Raw genomic sequence first — 17,451 nt, 5'->3', positions numbered from 1 at the left:
ATCGTGGACGATCAGCCGGCATCCCGGCCGGCTCCCGAGATGAGGCTCCGATGGCAACCCGTTTCCTGCGTGTGTCACCCCTGATTCCTGCCCGCGACGTCGAAGAAGCCATTCGCTTCTATCGCGACGCGTTCGGCTTCGAACTCGATTACCGCGACGCCGAACCAGCCCGGTTCGCGATCGTCGGGCGCGATTCGGCCTGGCTCAACCTGTTTTTCAATGAAGACAAGTACCTGGCCGACCAGACCAGCCTGCGGATCGTCGTCGACGGCGTCGACGCGCTGCATGAGCGCTGCCAGGCGGCCGGCTGCGTGCATCCGAACGGCGCGCTCGGCACACGGCCGTGGGGCACGCGCGAGTTCTCGATCATCGATCCGAGCGGGGTGTGTATTGCGTTGGTGGAGCAGGAGAGGGAACAGGAGCCGGCGGACTAGGTCGAGCCCTGGAACGCCAAGCGGCGGTTGGCGTTCCAGCGGTCGTCCTCGATACGCAGGGCTCAGCGCTTGGCCTTCTGCGCGGGTATCGACACCATCGATGGCTTGCTGGGGTCGGGAACATAGCTCATCTTCATGTCGTCGCCCGTGCCCTGGTTGAATTCCATGACCACGTTGCCGTCGCCGGAAACGAACTTGTTCTTCGATACGGCCTTGAGCCGCATCGGTTTTTCCATATCGATGGTCGCGTCGATGTATTCCGGCTTGCCGCGCACTTCCAGTCGCCAGCCATTCGCCATGTCATAGGTTCCGGCAATCTGCCTGACTTCGTCGGGCATGAGCCGGACCGTCCTGGCCTGGCCGGTCACCGTCACGGTCGAGATCGGCGCAGTATCGGGCTGTGGGTAGGGTTGGGTTTGCGCAATAGCGCCAGCGGCAAGCACCAGCAGGGATGCGGGAATCAGGAGAGATAAGGGGCGCATGATCATTCCTTCGCAAAGTAGAAACTTTGGACAGGCGTCACGCCAAATCAGCCTCGTGGCGGGCGTCGGGTGCCGCAGGGCCGGTCTTGTCCTTGCGGTACTTCAGTCTAGGCCAGCGTCCATCCGGCACAAGGCATGCAGGGCGCGCATCACGAAACTGTCTGGAACCTGGAAAAGTCATATCCGCGCGAAATGAGGTCAGGTTTCGGCCGGGGGGATTGTCAGGGCTAGGGACTTTACGAGCGCCTGAGGAACAAAAAACCCGCGTTCTCACTATGAGAGTTGCAGATTTAGTGGACCTTCTTGGACTGCTTGAAACTTGCTTTTGGTGCTCCGGCCGGAATCGATGAGCTCGCCGGCGGCCGCGTGGCTGCTGGGTTTTCTTGGCAAGCTCATCTGTGACGTGGATACACTCATGGATACACAGCCGTTCAGGGTATGGGTGCGGTTTTCGTTTGCGGAAGCTCGTGGTACAGGTTTGACCTGTGCTGCCGGTTCAGGTTCGCTTTGTTTGACACGGCCGGATGATTGGCGTCGCGGCAGATCGGGCCGAAAATTTCGTCGCGACGAAATTCGCAAAAAGTTCGTCATGACGAACTTCTGACCTTTTTGCATGCCGCCAGCCCAGACCAGGAGTTCGTCATTACGAACTTTTTGGCCAGCTCGCATGCAAGCTGCTCAAGCTTCGCTGGCTGCGGCTTGCATGTTTTGCCCGATCACGCGCCGTCTCAAGGTCTTAAGTCCTGTCGGCGGGCGCGAATGCAATCGACTGCCCACTGTTCCACTTCGCTTTTGATCCAGGCGGACGACCTACCGCTGAGCTTCACAGGTTTGGGAAAGTCTCCTTTCTTTATTGCGTCATAGAGGCTACTTCGCGACTTACCGCAGATGGCTAGTACCTCCTTCAATCTGAGGAACCGAACGTCGGCACGATTGCTCGACGCACGGCGTTCAACCGCAACATTGACCGTTTGCTGATCCATGTACGCCTCCAAAGTGGCCGTAGAGAGAAGCATCGCAGCTATGTGGCCGGATCATCCGCGTTTCGCTACTTTGTCGGACGTTGGACTTCGCGGATCAGTTAGCGCGGCTGCGACGCAGATAGCAGTGTGCCGTTGGTAGCGAGCCCAGCATTGCGCTGGCACTTATGCAAGCGTCATTAGGGGAGGTTCGACATGTTGAAAGCAGGGTTTTGGAGTTTGGTTTCGGAGGGCAGGATAGACCGGTGTCTTAAATGTTTAATCTCTTCGAGATCAAACATTTCGTCCTCGTCCCTTCGGGACTGCGGGCAAACGGGGTCTGGCTGCTGATGCGGTTTTCTTGCTGTATGGTCAGCGTATTCGCAAACTGTGCTATCACAATTTAGCGGAGGAAATTCACAAATGATATCTATATGGCAATTTATGAGGTATGATTTAATGCTACTAAGAGGGAATCATGCCGAACCTACAGATCATAAACGTCGAGTCACTGCAGCATTATATTGAGGTAGCGGGAGCATCAGCACAGGAAGAGTTTGGGGCGAGGTGGTTCCGGGGCGCTGGTTCCTCCGAGTACACACTAAGTCCTTCAATTCACCGCAACGCAAGTATCACATCCGCTGAACGATTGTTCGAAATGGAGGAAAAGTTCCTTTCTCGATTTAAAGAAAGGTCTATACCTTATCTAACTCATAGATTGTCAGATGAGTGGGAATTCTTGTTTTTGATGCAGCATTATGGGATGCCTACTCGCTTGCTCGATTGGACCGAAAATCCTCTAACGGCGCTTTTCTTCGGTGTCAGCTCTGTGGTCCGAAATTCGGCAGGTGAGCCAGAAAAAGACGTAGCAGTGTGGGTTCTTTCTCCAGTAATGTGGAACGAAACCATCTTTGCTAACCGAAGCTACCGTGGAGGCGCTCTTTCGCCAAGTGATGCAATGATCGCGCAGAGCTATAAACCAGGGGGCGATCTCAGGTATATAAACGAACATCCCGTTGCAATTCTAGGTATCCATAATAGCCCACGGATAGTCGCACAGCGCGGCTCTTTCTGTCTCTTTGGTAAGTCACTTAGCCCGATGGAGACGATATTTACTGAAGGCGTATTTCATCAAGACACATTAAAGAAACTAATTATTCCCAGAGTACATGTGGATGGGCTATTGCGGCAATTGATAAGTATGGGTGTTTCTGATGCTGCTGTCTATCCTGACCTGGAAGGTTTAGCGCGAGAATCAAAACGTATTTTTGGCTATAAGGTATAAAAAATGTTTAAAGTACAAGCCCACGAGAAACGTACAGTAAGTTGGTGGTACTCGAAACGCGAGAAGATCGATGTTGATCCACCCTATCAACGTAAAGGTGATATTTGGGGTGATAAGGATAAAGCTTATTTGATAGATTCGATTCTCAACGAATATGATATCCCTAAAATGTATTTCGCGGATTTTAATATCCTCGACACGCCACTGAACACAAAAAATCTTCCTTATGCAGTAGTTGATGGAAGGCAGCGACTAGAGGCTATCTTCGGGTTTATCAACAATGAGGTGGCTTTGAATGATGATTTTGTTTTATTCTCAAAGCCAAATTTACAGTTGGCGGGGCTGCGCTATGGAGCTTTAAAAGAAAAATTTCCTTCCGTGGCAGACACTTTGGATCAGTTCAATCTGGACGTAATGAGTGTAATAACTGATGATGAAGGGAAGATTCGAGACCTTTTTCTTCGACTAAATCGAAGCAAAAATCTTACGGGCGCAGAATTGCGAAACGCAATGTCTGGAGTTGTTCCTGAATTCATAAGGAAATTAACGGACCGACGCTTTTTTCATGAATGTGTTCGCTTCAACACGGCGCGACGTCAAGACTCCAACGTGGCAGCAAAGCTTTTACTCATAGAATCACATGGGGCTTTTGTCGACACAAAGAAGAAACAATTAGACCGTATGGTAAAAGAAGGGCAGGCACCGGAAAATTTTGATCGTTTTCTTGAGGTTGCACATCGCGTTGAAAGAAACCTTGAGGTAATGGAGGGGATTTTCTTTCCTAAAGATCCGGTGCTTGCATCCAATGGACTGGTGCCAATCATTTATGAGATGGTTAAACGTAATCCCTCCTCAAAGGAAAAAATTCGGCCATTTTTGGTTAATTTTTTCAAGGAGAGAAGAAACGCAAAAGTTTCACGGAGCGATGCGGCTCAAGTAAGCCCAGACATTCTCGCGTTTGAAGCTGCATCAAGAAACATCAATGACGAGAGCGGATTGACAGCGGCATACCAAATACTAGAAAAGCGCCTCCACTCGTTCTGAGTCAGAAATACTGTTAAGAGTCCCGATGGACGAATAACAGCAGCATTATGCCGTTGGTAAGTTCTGTATAAAAGTATTTGTGGTGGCTATAATTCGAGAATAGATAAGGAAAATATGGAAATTGATGCTAAAGAGGCGGGGGCTTTACCTGAGAGGTTTTGTCCTCACTGTGCAGCCTCAACCGTTCCATTAAACGTACCACATTTGCACAAGCAATGTGATCAATGCCATCGTACAAAATATTTCGTCAGGAAAAATGAATCCGACGGTATAAGTGTCGAGCCAGGAGAAAAATTTACAATCCCTGAGGGATGGATAAAATTGTCGTTGCAGCCAGCGCCGAACGGAAGGCTGTTTCGGCCCGGTCTTCGATTCTTATTAGAGAAGATCTTTACTAATTATGTCTCGTCACTGGAAGACTTTAGAGACAACGTTAGTCGTTTAGAGGACGAATACGATAAATTTCTTACCGCAACTGAATTTGGGAAAAACTTAGATCCTCAAAATGGCGATCATGTAAAGCAGATGTTTGAAGAGTTCGCGAAAGACAAGCAATCTCTCGAATGGTATCGATTGATAACTGCAATGCATGCTGGATATATCAAGGAACACGCTGACGATGAGAAATTCGCTGAAGCGGCTTGGCGAGGCTATCTCTTGGGGGTATTTCAAAGCCTAGCTATCGTAACTGAGCCAATTTTTGAAGAGACACTATGGCGTGGGTACCTCGCAAATGAAATTATTGCAGAGACTGATAATGCTGTAGGCAATCGAAGTCCAGCAGAAAAAGAGGCACTTAATAGACTTCAATCGCTTTTCGACCGGCTTGATGAAGTGACATTGAATAGCCTAGTGGAAAGCGGTCTACCGGTAGGCCCGCGCATTAATGTCAAGCTAATTGATGAAGGTGTGTTGATGGCAGCAGCAAAGCACCATGTGAATTTGCGCGAGCGTGCTAGACAGAAGGTAAAGGAGGATAAGGAGGCTCGGGAGGCAGCTGAAGAGAGAAGCATAAAGCTGTACCAAATTTTCTCAGCTGTAGTTATCGCATTTGTTGGCGCAGGTGTGGCGTTATGGGTAAAATACGTTTGATAATAGGCATCCTGCCGCGCACGGCGTACCGTATTGATCAAATTTGGCCTTCTTTAGTCGCTTAGAATCCTCGCGTCGCTTGTTTTATTGAATCAAGGTAGTCTGCCCAGCGCTGCATCATCAGTCGCCGGGCAGGCAGATGCGCCGTGCGGTTGTACGCGCGCCCGTTAGGGTCCTTAACGGCATGTGCAAGCTGATGCTCAATTAAATCAACCCGCTCGCCCAGCACTTCATCCATGATCGTGCGCGCCATAGCGCGGAAACCGTGGCCGGTCATTACGTCCTTGCCGTAGCCCATGCCACGCAAGGCCGCATTGACCGTGTTTTCGCTCATGCAGCGTGTGCTCGTGCGCATGCTTGGGAAGACGAACTTGCCATGCCCTGTCATCGCATGAAGCTCGTGTAGCAGAGCCACGGCTTGCGTCGCCAAAGGCACGATGTGATCCTGCCCCATCTTCATCTTGGAGCCAGGAATACGCCATTCGGCCGCATCGAGGTCGATTTCGGACCATTCAGCGGTACGCAGCTCTCCAGGGCGAACGAATACGAGCGGCGCAAGTTTGAGCGCGAAAGTGCCGTAGGCATGCCCGTTATAGGCGTCTATCGCGCGAAGAAGTTTCGCAGCCTGCGCCGGCTCGGTGATCGCAGGGTAGTGCGCTTCCGGGACCGCTGACAGCGCGCCGCGCAGGTCCACGGTGACATCACGGTCGGCTAGTCCACTGGCGACCGCGAACCTGAAGACCTGACCGCATAGCTGCTTGATCTTGTGCGCCGACTCGATCGCACCGCGCGCCTCGATCCGTCGAAGTGCGGAAAGCACGTCCTTGGGTTTAATGGTGGAGATAGGGAGGGAGCCGATTACCGGGAAGACGTTCCCTTCGAGCCAAGCTGTATTCTTCTCCTGCGTGCTGGTGGCGCGGCTTGCCTTGGTCTTGGCGAGCCATGCGCGGGCGACCGCTTCAAAGGTATGTTGCGCCGCCGTTGCATAGCCTTCCTTTTCTTCGCGTTTGGCCCGGCCTGGGTCGATCCCTTGATCCAGTAGCCTGCGCGCCGCCAGTCGCCTGGTGCGCGCCTCGGCGAGCGACACGACCGGATACTTACCAAAGGTCAGTCGGTTTTTCCTGCCGTTCGGCTGCCGGTAGGCCATGCGCCAGAATTTTGTCCCATTCGGCATGACCTCGAGGTACATGCCTTCGCCGTCGCCGAGAGTGTAGGTTTTCTCCCTTGGCTTGGCGTTGCGGATAGCGGTGTCCGTCAGCGGTGTGCAGATCTTGGGCATTTTGGATCCATGACGTGAGGCGTTTTTTCTCCATAAGCGAAAATATGGATCCAAAAACGCGGGCTGGTGATGGACGAGCTCAAACGTCGGCGCACAAAAAAACCGCGCCCCCAGAGGGAAAAACGCGGTTTCATGGACTTCGCTGGATTACTACGGATGAGTAAGTGGTGCCTCCGGCCGGAATCGAACCGGCACGCCTTTCGGCGCTTGATTTTGAGTCAAGTGCGTCTACCAATTCCGCCACAGAGGCTGCAAGCGCAGGCGCGCATCTTAGCACATGGGATGCCAAAAAGACCAGTGCCCGTGCGCGCTGTTCAGGCGTATGATCTCGCCTACCTCGAGAAACGGCCGCCGGCAGTGCGGTGCGCATGATGAAGAATAAGAAGATACGCGAAATCATCCTCGGCAAGGCGCTCGATCCGATGCAGAGCGAGACCCGCCACTCGATGGCGCTGGTCGCCTTCCTGGCCTGGGTCGGATTGGGGGCGGACGGCCTGTCCTCGTCCGCCTACGGTCCCGAAGAGACCTTCCGCGCGCTGGGCGCCCATACCCACCTCGGCCTCTACCTGGCGGTGGCCACCGCGGTCACGGTCTTCATCATCGCGCTCGCCTACAACCAGGTGATCGAGCTGTTCCCGACCGGGGGCGGGGGCTACCGCGTCGCCACCAAGCTGGTCGGGCCTTATCTCGGCCTGGTCTCGGGCTGCGCGCTGGTCCTCGACTACGTGCTGACCATCGCGATCTCGATCGCGTCCGGGGTCGATGCGCTGGCGTCCTTCCTGCCGCTTGGCTTCCAGGACTATAAATTGTGGGCCGAGGCCTTCTTCATCGGACTGCTGATCGTGATGAACCTGCGCGGCCTGAAGGAGGCGATCCAGATCCTGCTGCCGATCTTCCTCGGCTTCGTCGCCACCCACCTGGTGCTGATCGTGTACGGCATCGTCGCGCATGCGTCGCACCTGCCGGCGCTGGTGCCGAATACCCTGGGCGACACGCGCGAACTGGCGGGCAGCATCGGCTGGGCCGGCGTGGCCGGGATGCTGCTGCTGGCGTATTCGCAGGGCGGCGGTACCTATACGGGCCTGGAGGCGGTGTCGAACAACGTCAACCTGCTGGCCGAACCGCGCGTGCGCACCGGGAAGATCACGATGTTCTACATGGCGGTGTCGCTGGCCGTGACCGCCGGCGGCATCATCCTGCTCTACCTGCTGTGGGATGCGAAGCCGGTGGCCGGCGAGACCCTGAATGCCACCACCTTCCGCAGCATCATCGGCAGCATGGGCATGCACAGCGAGATGCTGAATCACGTGCTGCTGGCCGTGGCGCTGGCCTTCGAGGCCGGGCTGCTGTTCGTCGCCGCGAATACCGGCTTCCTCGGCGGTCCCTCGGTGCTGTCGAACATGGCGTCGGACTCCTGGGTGCCGCACCAGTTCCGCTATCTGTCGACCCGCCTGGTGAAGGAGAACGGGATCCTGGTGATGGGCATCGCCGCGCTGGCGATCCTGTTCTGGACCGGGGGCCGGGTCGCCTTGCTGGTGGTGCTGTATTCGCTGTCGGTGTTCCTGACCTTCGCGATTTCGCTGTTCGGCCTGTGCCTGTACTGGTGGCGCCACCGCAAGGACACGGACAACGTGCGCTGGGTGCGGCGCTTCCTGTTGTCCCTTGGCGGCTTCGTGATCTGCGCCGGCATCCTGGCGATCCTGCTGGTCGAGCGCTTTACGCAGGGGGGCTGGGCCACGGTGCTGATCATCGCCGCAATCGCCGGCCTGTGCGTCGTCATCCGCAATCACTACCGCGAGACCAAGCGCGCGATCAGCTCGGTCGACCAGGTGTTCGCGGACCAGCCCTTCGGCCCGAACGAGGAATCGATCGAGCCTGATCCGGAAGCGCAAACGGCGGTCTTCATCGTCGGTAACTCGCGCGGCGGCGGCCTGCATGCGCTGCTGTGGGTGCTGCGCATGTTCCCGGGCCACTTCAAGAACTTCCTGTTCGTGAACGCGCGCACGGTCGATGCGCATGCCTATGGCGGCGAGGGGGCACTCGAAAAGATGCGGGAGGATGCGGCGAAGACGCTGGAATACTTCGTCGATTTCTGCCAGAGCCACGGGATGGCGTCGGCGTCGTATATCGGCTTCGGCACCGACGCGGTGGACGAGATCACGCGCATGTGCGAGCAGATCAATCGCGAGTATCCGAATACGATCTTCTTCACCAGCAAGCTGATCTTCGCGCGGGACAACTGGTTCACCCGGCTGCTGCACAACCAGGCGGCGCTCGCCGTCCAGCGCCGCCTGCACCTCGAGGGACTGCAGATGGTGATCCTGCCGATGAAGGTCTGACCGGACGCGAACCGTCAGCGCGCCATCTGCTGGCGCAGCGCACGCAGGGCCGGCACCGGCCCCGTGACCTCGAGCGCATGCGCACGCACGGTCACGGCGATTTCCTTGCCGCCACGCGTGCGGTAACGCACGGCGCCGGGGACGCGTTCGGCCGGCGCATAGCCGAGCCGGCCCAGGGCATCGTCCAGCGTGCAGACCAGGTGGCAGGCCTCGAAGCGGGTCGTGACTTCGAAGCGGCCCGGCATCATGGTCAGCATCGGCAGCAGGCCACCGGCGAGGATGGGCAGCACGATATAGGCCAGCGGCGCGCCCGGATCCAGTTGCCGGAACGCACACATCAGCGCCGGCAGGCCCAGCACCAGCGTCAGCGCCAGCCACGCCAGGCGTTGCGGCGAACCCAGGGAAAAGGAGGTGCGGCGCGCCTGTTCCGGGACGCGCACGATATTGGAAAACGTCACGCTTTTCATGAGGGCTCCTTGGCTGGCGATGCCGCCGGATAGCGGGCACATCCACCATTCTGATAAGCCAAGCCGAGGAGGAATTGATCTTTCTCAAGCGAGCTTTTGCCGAAAACGAAGTGTTTTCGTTACGGAAATTTTTAGTCAAAAAATGCCATCTTCCGGCGAAAAGCGGCTGAGATTTGTGCGCAATCTAACAGTTGAGGGGTTGGACCGAACTTAAGCTGTTATCAAGGATCGGTGTCAATACGCCGTACCCTGGATAGTAGGTCCCGACAACTTTCTCAGGAACCATCATGAAACTGAAATCTCTCGTTCTGAGCGCCCTCATCGCGGGCGCGGCGTGTGCCTCCCAGGGCGCCGCCGCCCAGGCGATCGACCGGACCGCTCCGCTAGTGACAGCGGGCGACGGCGTGGGCGGCTTCAACGCGCATTTCGGCGATACCTTCGCGGCCTCGACCGTCGGCAATACCTTCACCGATATCTTCACCTTCAACATCGGCACGCCTTTCGATGCCGCCTCTTCCCTGACCTCGTCCTACCTGAACACCCCGCAGACCAAGGACCTCTTGATCACCGGCTTCAGCCTGTATCGCTACGATCCGGCGACCATGGCGATCCTCGGCACGGCAATCGCCGGCATCAACGAAACCGGCTTCGGCTCGCATCCGACCGACTCCTGGTCGCTGACGGCGTATGGCCTGAGCAGCGGCGACTACGCGCTGAAGGTCGACGGCAAGGTGATGGGCGCGGGCGGCGGTGCCTTCGGCGGCGATTTGACGGTGTCGCCGGTGCCGGAGCCGCAGACCTGGGGCATGCTGCTGGCCGGCCTGGGCCTGCTCGGCGTGGCGGCGCGGCGCAAGCTGGTGCCGCTCAGGGCCTGAATGGCGCGAAGGATTGGCGGATACAAAAAAGCCACCTGCTCGGTGGCTTTTTCATGTCAACGCCGCTGGTACAGGCGGAAGCGCTCGGTGCGGTCGGAGGGCCGGCGGCCTTCCCACAGCAGGGTCCAGTCGCGCGGGCGGAAGTCGTCCAGCACGATCTGGCCGCCGCGCGGGCCATCGCCGGTCTGGAGCACGCTCTGGCGGTTGGCGTCGGCATGCGCGCCGTCGGCGGGCTTCCTGAGGCTTTCCTGCAGCAGCAGGTAGCTGCATTTGCCGCCCTCGACGCCGGCGAAGGGCAGGTGGCCGAAGTAGGCGAAGGAGGCGCGCTGGGCCGGGCCGACGTTGGTGTCGATGCAGTCGGCATTCGCCGGCAGGCGCGCCGCGATCTGCTGGCCGACGCTGGCGTAGCTCCTGGCGTAGTTCAGGTCCGGCATGAACAGGGTCATCAGCAGCACCCACAGCAGGATCAGGCCGCCGGACGACAGCACCACGGCGCGCCACAGCACCGAAGGCTGGCGCGACAGGCGCCAGTGCACCAGCAGGAACCAGCCGGCTGTGGCGGCGGCGGCGACGATGAAGGCGACGATGCCGAATTCCGGCTTGAAACCGGGCACCAGTTTCAGCGCGTTCTTGGCGAGCTGGGCCGGCCAGCCGGTCAGCTTGGCGACCCAGAACAGCCAGACGATGCCGCCCAGCAGGCTCAGGACCATCACCGAGAACCAGTCGATCGCATTGATGGTGCCGCGTTTCATGGTCGGCAGGCCGAAGGCGGCCATCAGGGCCATCGGCGGCAGCAGCTTGAGCAGGTCGCCGTTTTCCGGCACCGGGTCGCACAGCACCAGCAGCACCAGCAGGCCGACGAAGCAGGTCGGCAGGATGATGTGCAGCATGCCGTGCTGGCGGCGCCAGGCCCAGGCGGCCCAGGCGGCGAAGGGCCAGGCCGGCCAGCAGAACCAGATGCCGACGCGGAAGAAGGCGCCGATCGAATGCCAGCTCGGCACGCTCAGCTGGCCCGCGTTCCAGACCAGCCATTCGCTCACCGGCGACAGGCCATAAGGCTGCACCAGCAGCGCGGGCAGGATCCAGACCAGCATCACCAGCACGGCCGAACCGGCGGCCAGGCCCAGGTTGCGCAGCACGGGGCGGGCGGGCAGTTTCAGCAGGCGGGTGCACAGGAGCAGCGCGCCCAGCAGCACGATGGGCGAGGCGACGCCGCGGGTCAGCGCCAGCGCGCCCAGCACCAGGCCGGTCAGGGACGCGTTGCGCCGGGACGGATCCTCGATATAGCGCACCGAGCGGTAGAGGAACCAGGCCAGCAGCGAGCCTTGCAGGGTCACGGCCAGGGTTTCATGGCTTTGCAGCAGCAGGCCCAGGCAGCCCAGGTAGATCAGGACGGCGGTGTCGGCCAGGGTGCGGCCGTAGTCGTCGGGTTCGGGCTGGCCGCCGAAGGCCAGGCGCAGGGGCTGGGCTTCGGCGCGCCGGCCCAGGCGGAACGCGGTCTGCCACAGCGAGACGGTGCCGAGCACGAAGATGCCGATGGTCGACACGCGCGCCGCCAGCACGTCGCCCACCAGCCAGCCGAACAGCTTGATGCACAGGGCGCCCAGCCAGAAGGCCAGCGGACCTTCCTCGGGCGAGGGCAGGCCGGCGATATTCGGCAGCAACCAGTCCTTGAAACCGCCGTGCGCCATGGTCCACATGATGCCGAAGCTGGCGGCGTCGTCCTTCCACGGATCGCGCCCGATCAGGCCCGGCAGGATGTACAACAGCCCAAGTGCATACAGGGCCCATCGTGGCAGCGCGAGGGTGGCGGCGGCTGGGAGGCGGACTGGTTTCATCGATAGTGTTGCGTGATGTGCTGGAATAATGTCGCGCTAGTATAGCGGCAAAAAAAAAGGAAGCCCCAGGGCTTCCTTCTTGGAGACCCGAAGGCCTCCTGACAGTGCGCTCGCCGGGGAATTAGCCGTTGGCGACGCTGGTCTTCGAGCCGACCGAACCGAACTTCTGGCGGAATTTCTCAACGCGGCCAGCGGTGTCGACGATCTTGTGCTTACCGGTGAAGAACGGGTGCGATTCAGCCGACACCTCGATCTTGACCAGCGGGTACTCTTTACCTTCGAAATTGATGGTTTCGCGGGTGTTGATGGTCGAACGGGTGATGAACTTGAAATCGCAGGACAGGTCGTGGAAGACGACTTCGCGGTAATCCGGATGGGTATCGGTTTTCATGGTTTTGCCTCGGTTAAGTTGGTAGCCAAAAGGCACTTCGTCGGTCGCGCTGCTTCTTGACCCGATTGCCGATCACTTGCCATGGGTGGTAATGAACCGGAGATTATATGTCAGCCGGAGCCACGAGGCAACTCGAGCGCCTGACAAAGCCGATGGCGGCGTTGTATCGTCTCGCCGCACTTGCGTACTGTCTTCGCCGATGCGCCTGGCCCTGGGCTTTTCTTGGCGAATCGTGCTGCATAAAGCAGAAAAGGCGAGTTCGACTCGCCTTTTCCGTGGATCCCGTCATATCAAACGGCAGGGATCAGCCGCCGCGGCGCATCAGGTCGAAGAACTCGATGTTGGTCTTGGTTGCGCGCATCTTGTCGAGGATGAACTCCATCGCCTCGATCTCGTCCATCGAGTACAGCAGCTTGCGCAAGATCCAGATCTTCTGCAGCTGGTCCGGCTTGATCAGCAGCTCTTCGCGGCGGGTACCCGACTTGTTCAGGTTGATCGCCGGGTAGACGCGCTTCTCGGCCAGGCGGCGCTCGAGGTGCACTTCCATGTTGCCGGTACCCTTGAATTCTTCGTAGATCACGTCGTCCATGCGCGAACCGGTTTCGATCAGCGCGGTGGCGACGATGGTCAGCGAACCGCCTTCCTCGACGTTACGGGCGGCGCCGAAGAAACGCTTCGGACGCTGCAGGGCGTTGGCGTCGACACCACCGGTCAGCACCTTGCCCGAGGCCGGGATCACGGTGTTGTAGGCGCGTGCCAGGCGGGTGATCGAGTCCAGCAGGATCACGACGTCCTTCTTCATTTCGACCAGGCGCTTGGCTTTTTCCAGCACCATCTCGGCGACCTGCACGTGGCGGGTGGCCGGTTCGTCGAAGGTCGAGGCAACCACTTCGCCGCGCACCGAACGCTGCATCTCGGTCACTTCCTCGGGACGTTCGTCGATCAGCAGGACGATCAGGGTGACGTCCGGGTGGTTCGCGGTGATCGCGTGGGCGATGTGCTGCAGCATGACCGACTTGCCGGATTTCGGCGACGCCACCAGCAGGCCGCGCTGGCCCTTGCCGATCGGCGAGATCAGGTCGACGATGCGGCCGGTGATGTTTTCGGCGCCGTTCATGTCGCGTTCCAGACGCAGCGGCACTTGCGGGTGCAGCGGGGTCAGGTTCTCGAACAGGATGCGGTGCTTCGAGGCTTCCGGCGATTCGCCGTTGACCTTGTCCACCTTCACCAGCGCAAAATAACGCTCGCCATCCTTCGGCGTGCGCACTTCCCCTTCGATCGAGTCACCCGTATGCAGGTTGAAGCGGCGGATCTGCGACGGCGAGATGTAGATGTCGTCGGTCGACGCCATATAGCTCGCATCCGGCGAACGCAGGAAACCGAAGCCGTCCGGCAGCACCTCGAGCGCGCCGTCGCCGAAAATCTGTTCGCCTTGTTTCGCGCGCTTCTTGAGGATCGCGAACATCAGTTCTTGTTTGCGCAGGCGGGCTGCGTTGTCGATATCCAGGCTGATCGCCATCTCCAGAAGGGCGGAGACGTGCATTGCCTTCAATTCAGATAAGTGCATGTGTCGGGTGTCCCGTGACGGGAAAGTAAAGGTAGGGGAGGGAACTACGTGGGTTGATTAAAAGAGAAGCATCGGAGTCGATGGCCTTCCCGGACCGGAATGGCGGCAGTGCGGGCGCGCTGCCGCCGGCTATGGTATCAGATGTTGCTATCGATGAAAGCAGTCAGTTGGCCTTTTGCCATCGCGCCAACTTTCTGCGCGGCTGCAACGCCATTCTTGAACAGGATCAGGGTCGGGATGCCACGGATGCCGAACTTGGCCGGCACGGCCTGGTTCGCATCGACGTCCATCTTCGCGATCAGGAGCTTGCCGTCATATTCCTTAGCGACTTCTTCGAGGATCGGGGCGATCATCTTGCAGGGGCCGCACCACTCGGCCCAGAAGTCGACCAGGACCGGGCGCTCGGACTTCAGCACGTCGGTTTCGAAAGATGCATCGCTAATGTGTTTGATGTTTTCGCTCATGTTTTCCTCAGTGAGAGGTAGGTCAATTAACGCCTGAACGCACAATGGTGGAGACACTGTGTGCAATATTCAATAGTGGAAGTGCTGCAAGGAGGTGTCAGGCGGGGGTTAGCTGAAATAATAACCGATTTTCCTGAAACGTGTTCACTAGCTTTGTACAAAATCTTAACACGTTGTGGCGCACTGCAAGCGCGCTCCAGTTTACGCCCTTGCCGGGCCGGCGGACGGCGGTTCGACCTGAACCTATTATTGCCGACGATGTCGCCGTCTGTACATGGGGCCGAAGGATTTATTTTGCGGCGTGGTACGAGCGGCAAGCTTCAGGTGACGCTGCCGGTAAACTTGTACAGCTGGCCCGGATGCCACATGGTCGCCACCGTCGCCACCCGGCCCTGCGAGGTGGTGCGGCGCCGCAGCACCAGGCAGGCACTGCCGGCGTCGATGTCGAGCATCTCGGCCACCTCGCGCGGCGCCGGCAGCGCCTCGATGCTGTAGGTCGCATCCTGCAGGGGCGCGGCCACCATCAGGTGTTCGTTTGGGGTGACGCGGGTATAGTCCTGGTCCAGGTAGGCAGGGGCGCAGGCCGGGTTGACCCAGCGGTCCTCGACCTGGATCGGCTGGCCGCTCTCGTGGTGCACGATCACGGAGTGGAACAGCGGCGTGCCCGGCGCCAGCTCGAACTGCAGGGCCAGCGCCTCGCCGGCGGGCGCCTGCTCCAGCAGCAGCGGGCGGCTGGTGTGGGCGTGGCCGCGGGCGCGCACCTCGTCGGCGATGTTGCGGATCTCGACCAGCGTGGCCTGGTATTTTTGCGGCGCGACGAAGGTGCCCGCGCCCTGGCGCCGGGTCAGCACCTGTTCCGCGGTCAGCTCGCGCACGGCGCGGTTGACGGTCATGCGCGAGACGCCGAACTGGCGCACCAGCGCCTGCTCGGACGGCACCAGGTCGCCTTCCTTCCAGCGGCCGGAGGCGATCTCGCCCATCAGGTAATCCTTGATGCGCTGGAAAATGGGGGTGGCGTCTTGCGCGAACTGTTCGTCCAAACTACTCTCCAGGATTCAGGTGTGTCTTGTGCCGCTTGCCGAGTGACGCCACATTCTAGCACTGCGATTTGAAAGCAAGACCCGGGATGACGCTGCCTTGGGGATGCCGATACGATGACGGCATTCGACTCGTGGAGCATGGAGATTATCATGGACAAACTGGCTTTCGATACCGACGCGGAGCGCTGGGCCGCGGTGCAGCAGCGCGCACGCGAAGCCGACGGCATCTTCTATTACTCGGTGCGCAGCACCGGCGTGTACTGCCTGCCGTCCTGCCCGTCGCGCGGCGCCAAGCGCGCCAACGTCGCCTTTCACGCCACCCGCGAAGCAGCCGAAGCGGCCGGCTTTCGGCCCTGCCTGCGCTGCAAGCCGGACCAGCCGCCGCTGGCCGAGCGCCAGGCGCAGGCGGTGGCGCAGGCTTGCCGCCTGATCGACTCCGCGGAAGACGAACCTGACCTGGCCAGCCTGGCCGAGGCCTGCGGCATGAGCCGCTTCCATTTCCACCGCGTGTTCAAGGCGCATACCGGGATCACGCCGAAGGCCTATGCGGCCGCGCGCCGCGCCGAACGTCTCAAGCGCGGACTGGCGCAGGCCGCCACCGCGACCGCGGCGGCCTATGACGCAGGCTTCAATTCGAGCGGCCGGTTCTACGCGGCCACGCCAGGCGTGCTGGGCATGACCCCGGGCCGCTGGCGTGCGGGCGGCGGCGGCGAGCAGATCCGCTTCGCCGTGGCGCAATGCTCGCTCGGAGCGCTGCTGGTCGCCGCCACCGGCAAGGGCATCTGCTCGATCCTGCTGGGCGACGATCCGGAGGCACTGGTGCGCGACTTGCAGGACCGTTTCCCGAAGGCCGAACTGATCGGCGCCGAGCCGGCATTCGAAGCGACGGTGGCGCAGGTGGTGGCGTTCGTCGAAGCGCCGCGCATCGGCCTCGACCTGCCGCTGGACCTGCGCGGCACGGCCTTCCAGCAGCGCGTCTGGCAGGCCCTGCGCGCGATCCCGGCCGGGCGCACGGTGGGCTATGCCGAACTGGCTGCGCAACTCGGCATGCCGCAGGGAGCGCGCGCCGTGGCCGGCGCCTGCGCCGCGAATCCGCTGGCGATCGCCGTTCCCTGCCATCGCGTGGTGCGCAACGACGGATCGATTTCAGGCTATCGCTGGGGCGTGGAGCGCAAGCGTGCGCTGCTCGAACGGGAGAGCAGCGAATGAAGGACATCGATTGGGAGCGTGCCGGCGCCGAGCTGGACGCCTATGGCTGCGCGGTGCTGCCGGCGCTGCTGGATGCCGGCCAGTGCGCGGACTACGCGGCGGCCTACGCCCGGCCGGACATGTTCCGCAGCCGGGTCGTGATGGAGCGCCACGGCTTCGGGCGCGGCGAGTACCAGTATTTCTCGTACCCGCTGCCGCCCGATCTGGCGGCGCTGCGCGGCGCGCTGTATCCGCCGCTGGCGCGCATCGCCAACCGCTGGCAGGCGGCGCTCGGGCTGGACGGGCGCTATCCGCTGGAGCACGCACGCTACCTGGAACGCTGCCACGCCGCCGGCCAGACCAGGCCGACCCCGTTGCTGCTGCAGTACGGCCCCGGCGACTACAACTGCCTGCACCAGGACCTCTACGGCGAGCACGTGTTCCCGCTGCAGGTGGCGGTGCTGCTCTCGCGTCCCGGCGAGGATTTCAGCGGCGGCGAATTCGTCCTCACCGAACATCGCCCGCGCATGCAGTCGCGCGCCGAAGTCGTGCCGCTGGCCCAGGGCGACGCGGTCGTGTTCCCGGTCCACACCCGCCCGGTGAACGGCACCCGCGGCATCTACCGCGTCAACATGCGCCACGGCGTCAGCCGCATCCGCAGCGGCCACCGCCACACCCTCGGCATCATCTTCCACGACGCCGCCTGA

At 60.1% G+C, this 17,451-nt stretch carries 18 protein-coding genes and 1 tRNA gene; 8 read left to right on the top strand and 11 right to left on the bottom strand.

Going from position 1 to position 17,451, the window contains the following annotated elements:
* The first annotated feature begins 50 nt into the window (after window positions 1–50).
* On the top strand, window positions 51–434 hold the full coding sequence (locus AC1DOQ_RS16245; protein WP_477366202.1) for a glyoxalase superfamily protein: 384 nt from the start codon (window positions 51–53) through the stop codon (window positions 432–434).
* A 62-nt stretch (window positions 435–496) separates the two neighbouring features.
* On the opposite strand, the gene AC1DOQ_RS16240 is transcribed toward AC1DOQ_RS16245, so the two are convergent.
* The 3 genes from AC1DOQ_RS16240 to AC1DOQ_RS16230 all read right to left on the bottom strand — a co-directional run bounded on the left by AC1DOQ_RS16240 (window position 497) and on the right by AC1DOQ_RS16230 (window position 1,899).
* Complete coding sequence (locus tag AC1DOQ_RS16240) at window positions 497–922, bottom strand: hypothetical protein (protein WP_477366199.1); 426 nt, start codon at window positions 920–922, stop codon at window positions 497–499.
* A 267-nt stretch (window positions 923–1,189) separates the two neighbouring features.
* Window positions 1,190–1,585 (bottom strand): hypothetical protein, encoded by a 396-nt coding sequence (locus tag AC1DOQ_RS16235; protein WP_477366196.1) that lies wholly within the window; start codon window positions 1,583–1,585, stop codon window positions 1,190–1,192.
* A 59-nt stretch (window positions 1,586–1,644) separates the two neighbouring features.
* Window positions 1,645–1,899: a helix-turn-helix transcriptional regulator gene (locus tag AC1DOQ_RS16230; protein WP_477366193.1), complete on the bottom strand. Its 255-nt coding sequence runs from the start codon at window positions 1,897–1,899 to the stop codon at window positions 1,645–1,647.
* A gap of 454 nt (window positions 1,900–2,353) precedes the next feature.
* Here AC1DOQ_RS16230 and AC1DOQ_RS16225 point away from each other — a divergent pair, with 454 nt between their 5' ends.
* The 3 genes from AC1DOQ_RS16225 (at window position 2,354) to AC1DOQ_RS16215 (ending at window position 5,296) form a co-directional block, all read left to right on the top strand.
* Complete coding sequence (locus AC1DOQ_RS16225; RefSeq protein WP_477366190.1) at window positions 2,354–3,160, top strand: FRG domain-containing protein; 807 nt, start codon at window positions 2,354–2,356, stop codon at window positions 3,158–3,160.
* Between the two features lie 3 nt (window positions 3,161–3,163).
* Entirely contained in the window at window positions 3,164–4,204 is a 1,041-nt protein-coding gene (locus tag AC1DOQ_RS16220; RefSeq protein ID WP_477366187.1) for a DUF262 domain-containing protein, read from the top strand.
* A 114-nt stretch (window positions 4,205–4,318) separates the two neighbouring features.
* The gene (locus AC1DOQ_RS16215) at window positions 4,319–5,296 is read left to right on the top strand and encodes a hypothetical protein (protein ID WP_477366184.1); all 978 of its coding nucleotides are present in this window, start codon (window positions 4,319–4,321) and stop codon (window positions 5,294–5,296) included.
* A gap of 61 nt (window positions 5,297–5,357) precedes the next feature.
* Here the strand turns inward: AC1DOQ_RS16215 and AC1DOQ_RS16210 are convergent, their stop codons facing one another.
* Both AC1DOQ_RS16210 and AC1DOQ_RS16205 read right to left on the bottom strand, forming a co-directional pair.
* A complete protein-coding gene (locus AC1DOQ_RS16210) occupies window positions 5,358–6,575 on the bottom strand; it encodes a tyrosine-type recombinase/integrase (protein WP_477366181.1) in 1,218 nt (405 codons plus the stop codon).
* A 165-nt stretch (window positions 6,576–6,740) separates the two neighbouring features.
* Window positions 6,741–6,825 (bottom strand) — tRNA-Leu (locus AC1DOQ_RS16205).
* A 121-nt stretch (window positions 6,826–6,946) separates the two neighbouring features.
* On the opposite strand from AC1DOQ_RS16205, the gene AC1DOQ_RS16200 reads away from it, so the two are divergent.
* Entirely contained in the window at window positions 6,947–8,914 is a 1,968-nt protein-coding gene (locus tag AC1DOQ_RS16200; RefSeq protein WP_477366291.1) for an APC family permease, read from the top strand.
* A gap of 14 nt (window positions 8,915–8,928) precedes the next feature.
* Here the strand turns inward: AC1DOQ_RS16200 and AC1DOQ_RS16195 are convergent, their stop codons facing one another.
* Window positions 8,929–9,381: a hypothetical protein gene (locus AC1DOQ_RS16195; RefSeq protein ID WP_477366178.1), complete on the bottom strand. Its 453-nt coding sequence runs from the start codon at window positions 9,379–9,381 to the stop codon at window positions 8,929–8,931.
* 287 nt (window positions 9,382–9,668) lie between these two features.
* Here AC1DOQ_RS16195 and AC1DOQ_RS16190 point away from each other — a divergent pair, with 287 nt between their 5' ends.
* Window positions 9,669–10,256 carry an FxDxF family PEP-CTERM protein gene (locus tag AC1DOQ_RS16190; protein WP_477366175.1) on the top strand — a complete coding sequence of 196 codons (588 nt, stop codon included), beginning with the start codon at window positions 9,669–9,671 and terminating at the stop codon, window positions 10,254–10,256.
* Between the two features lie 56 nt (window positions 10,257–10,312).
* Here AC1DOQ_RS16190 and AC1DOQ_RS16185 read toward each other — a convergent pair whose 3' ends face one another.
* The 5 genes from AC1DOQ_RS16185 to hutC all read right to left on the bottom strand — a co-directional run bounded on the left by AC1DOQ_RS16185 (window position 10,313) and on the right by hutC (window position 15,556).
* Window positions 10,313–12,094 (bottom strand): ArnT family glycosyltransferase, encoded by a 1,782-nt coding sequence (locus AC1DOQ_RS16185; protein WP_477366172.1) that lies wholly within the window; start codon window positions 12,092–12,094, stop codon window positions 10,313–10,315.
* A gap of 121 nt (window positions 12,095–12,215) precedes the next feature.
* A complete protein-coding gene (locus tag AC1DOQ_RS16180) occupies window positions 12,216–12,485 on the bottom strand; it encodes a type B 50S ribosomal protein L31 (RefSeq protein WP_477366169.1) in 270 nt (89 codons plus the stop codon).
* Between the two features lie 304 nt (window positions 12,486–12,789).
* On the bottom strand, window positions 12,790–14,052 hold the full coding sequence (gene rho / locus AC1DOQ_RS16175) for a transcription termination factor Rho (RefSeq protein ID WP_477366166.1): 1,263 nt from the start codon (window positions 14,050–14,052) through the stop codon (window positions 12,790–12,792).
* Between the two features lie 137 nt (window positions 14,053–14,189).
* Complete coding sequence (gene trxA, locus AC1DOQ_RS16170) at window positions 14,190–14,516, bottom strand: thioredoxin TrxA (protein ID WP_036236119.1); 327 nt, start codon at window positions 14,514–14,516, stop codon at window positions 14,190–14,192.
* Between the two features lie 320 nt (window positions 14,517–14,836).
* Window positions 14,837–15,556 (bottom strand): histidine utilization repressor, encoded by a 720-nt coding sequence (gene hutC / locus AC1DOQ_RS16165; protein WP_477366163.1) that lies wholly within the window; start codon window positions 15,554–15,556, stop codon window positions 14,837–14,839.
* Window positions 15,557–15,706: 150 nt separating this feature from the next.
* Between hutC and ada the strand changes: the two genes are divergently transcribed.
* Window positions 15,707–16,765, top strand: coding sequence for a bifunctional DNA-binding transcriptional regulator/O6-methylguanine-DNA methyltransferase Ada (ada, locus tag AC1DOQ_RS16160; RefSeq protein ID WP_477366160.1), 1,059 nt, complete (start codon window positions 15,707–15,709; stop codon window positions 16,763–16,765).
* Window positions 16,762–17,451, top strand: coding sequence for a 2OG-Fe(II) oxygenase (locus tag AC1DOQ_RS16155; protein ID WP_477366157.1), 690 nt, complete (start codon window positions 16,762–16,764; stop codon window positions 17,449–17,451). Before ada ends, AC1DOQ_RS16155 begins: the two co-directional genes overlap by 4 nt.

Source organism: Massilia sp. 01N417, assembly GCF_056399645.1.
The sequence above is the reverse complement of the archived record's forward strand: the minus strand, read 5'-3'. Positions and strand labels throughout refer to the sequence as shown.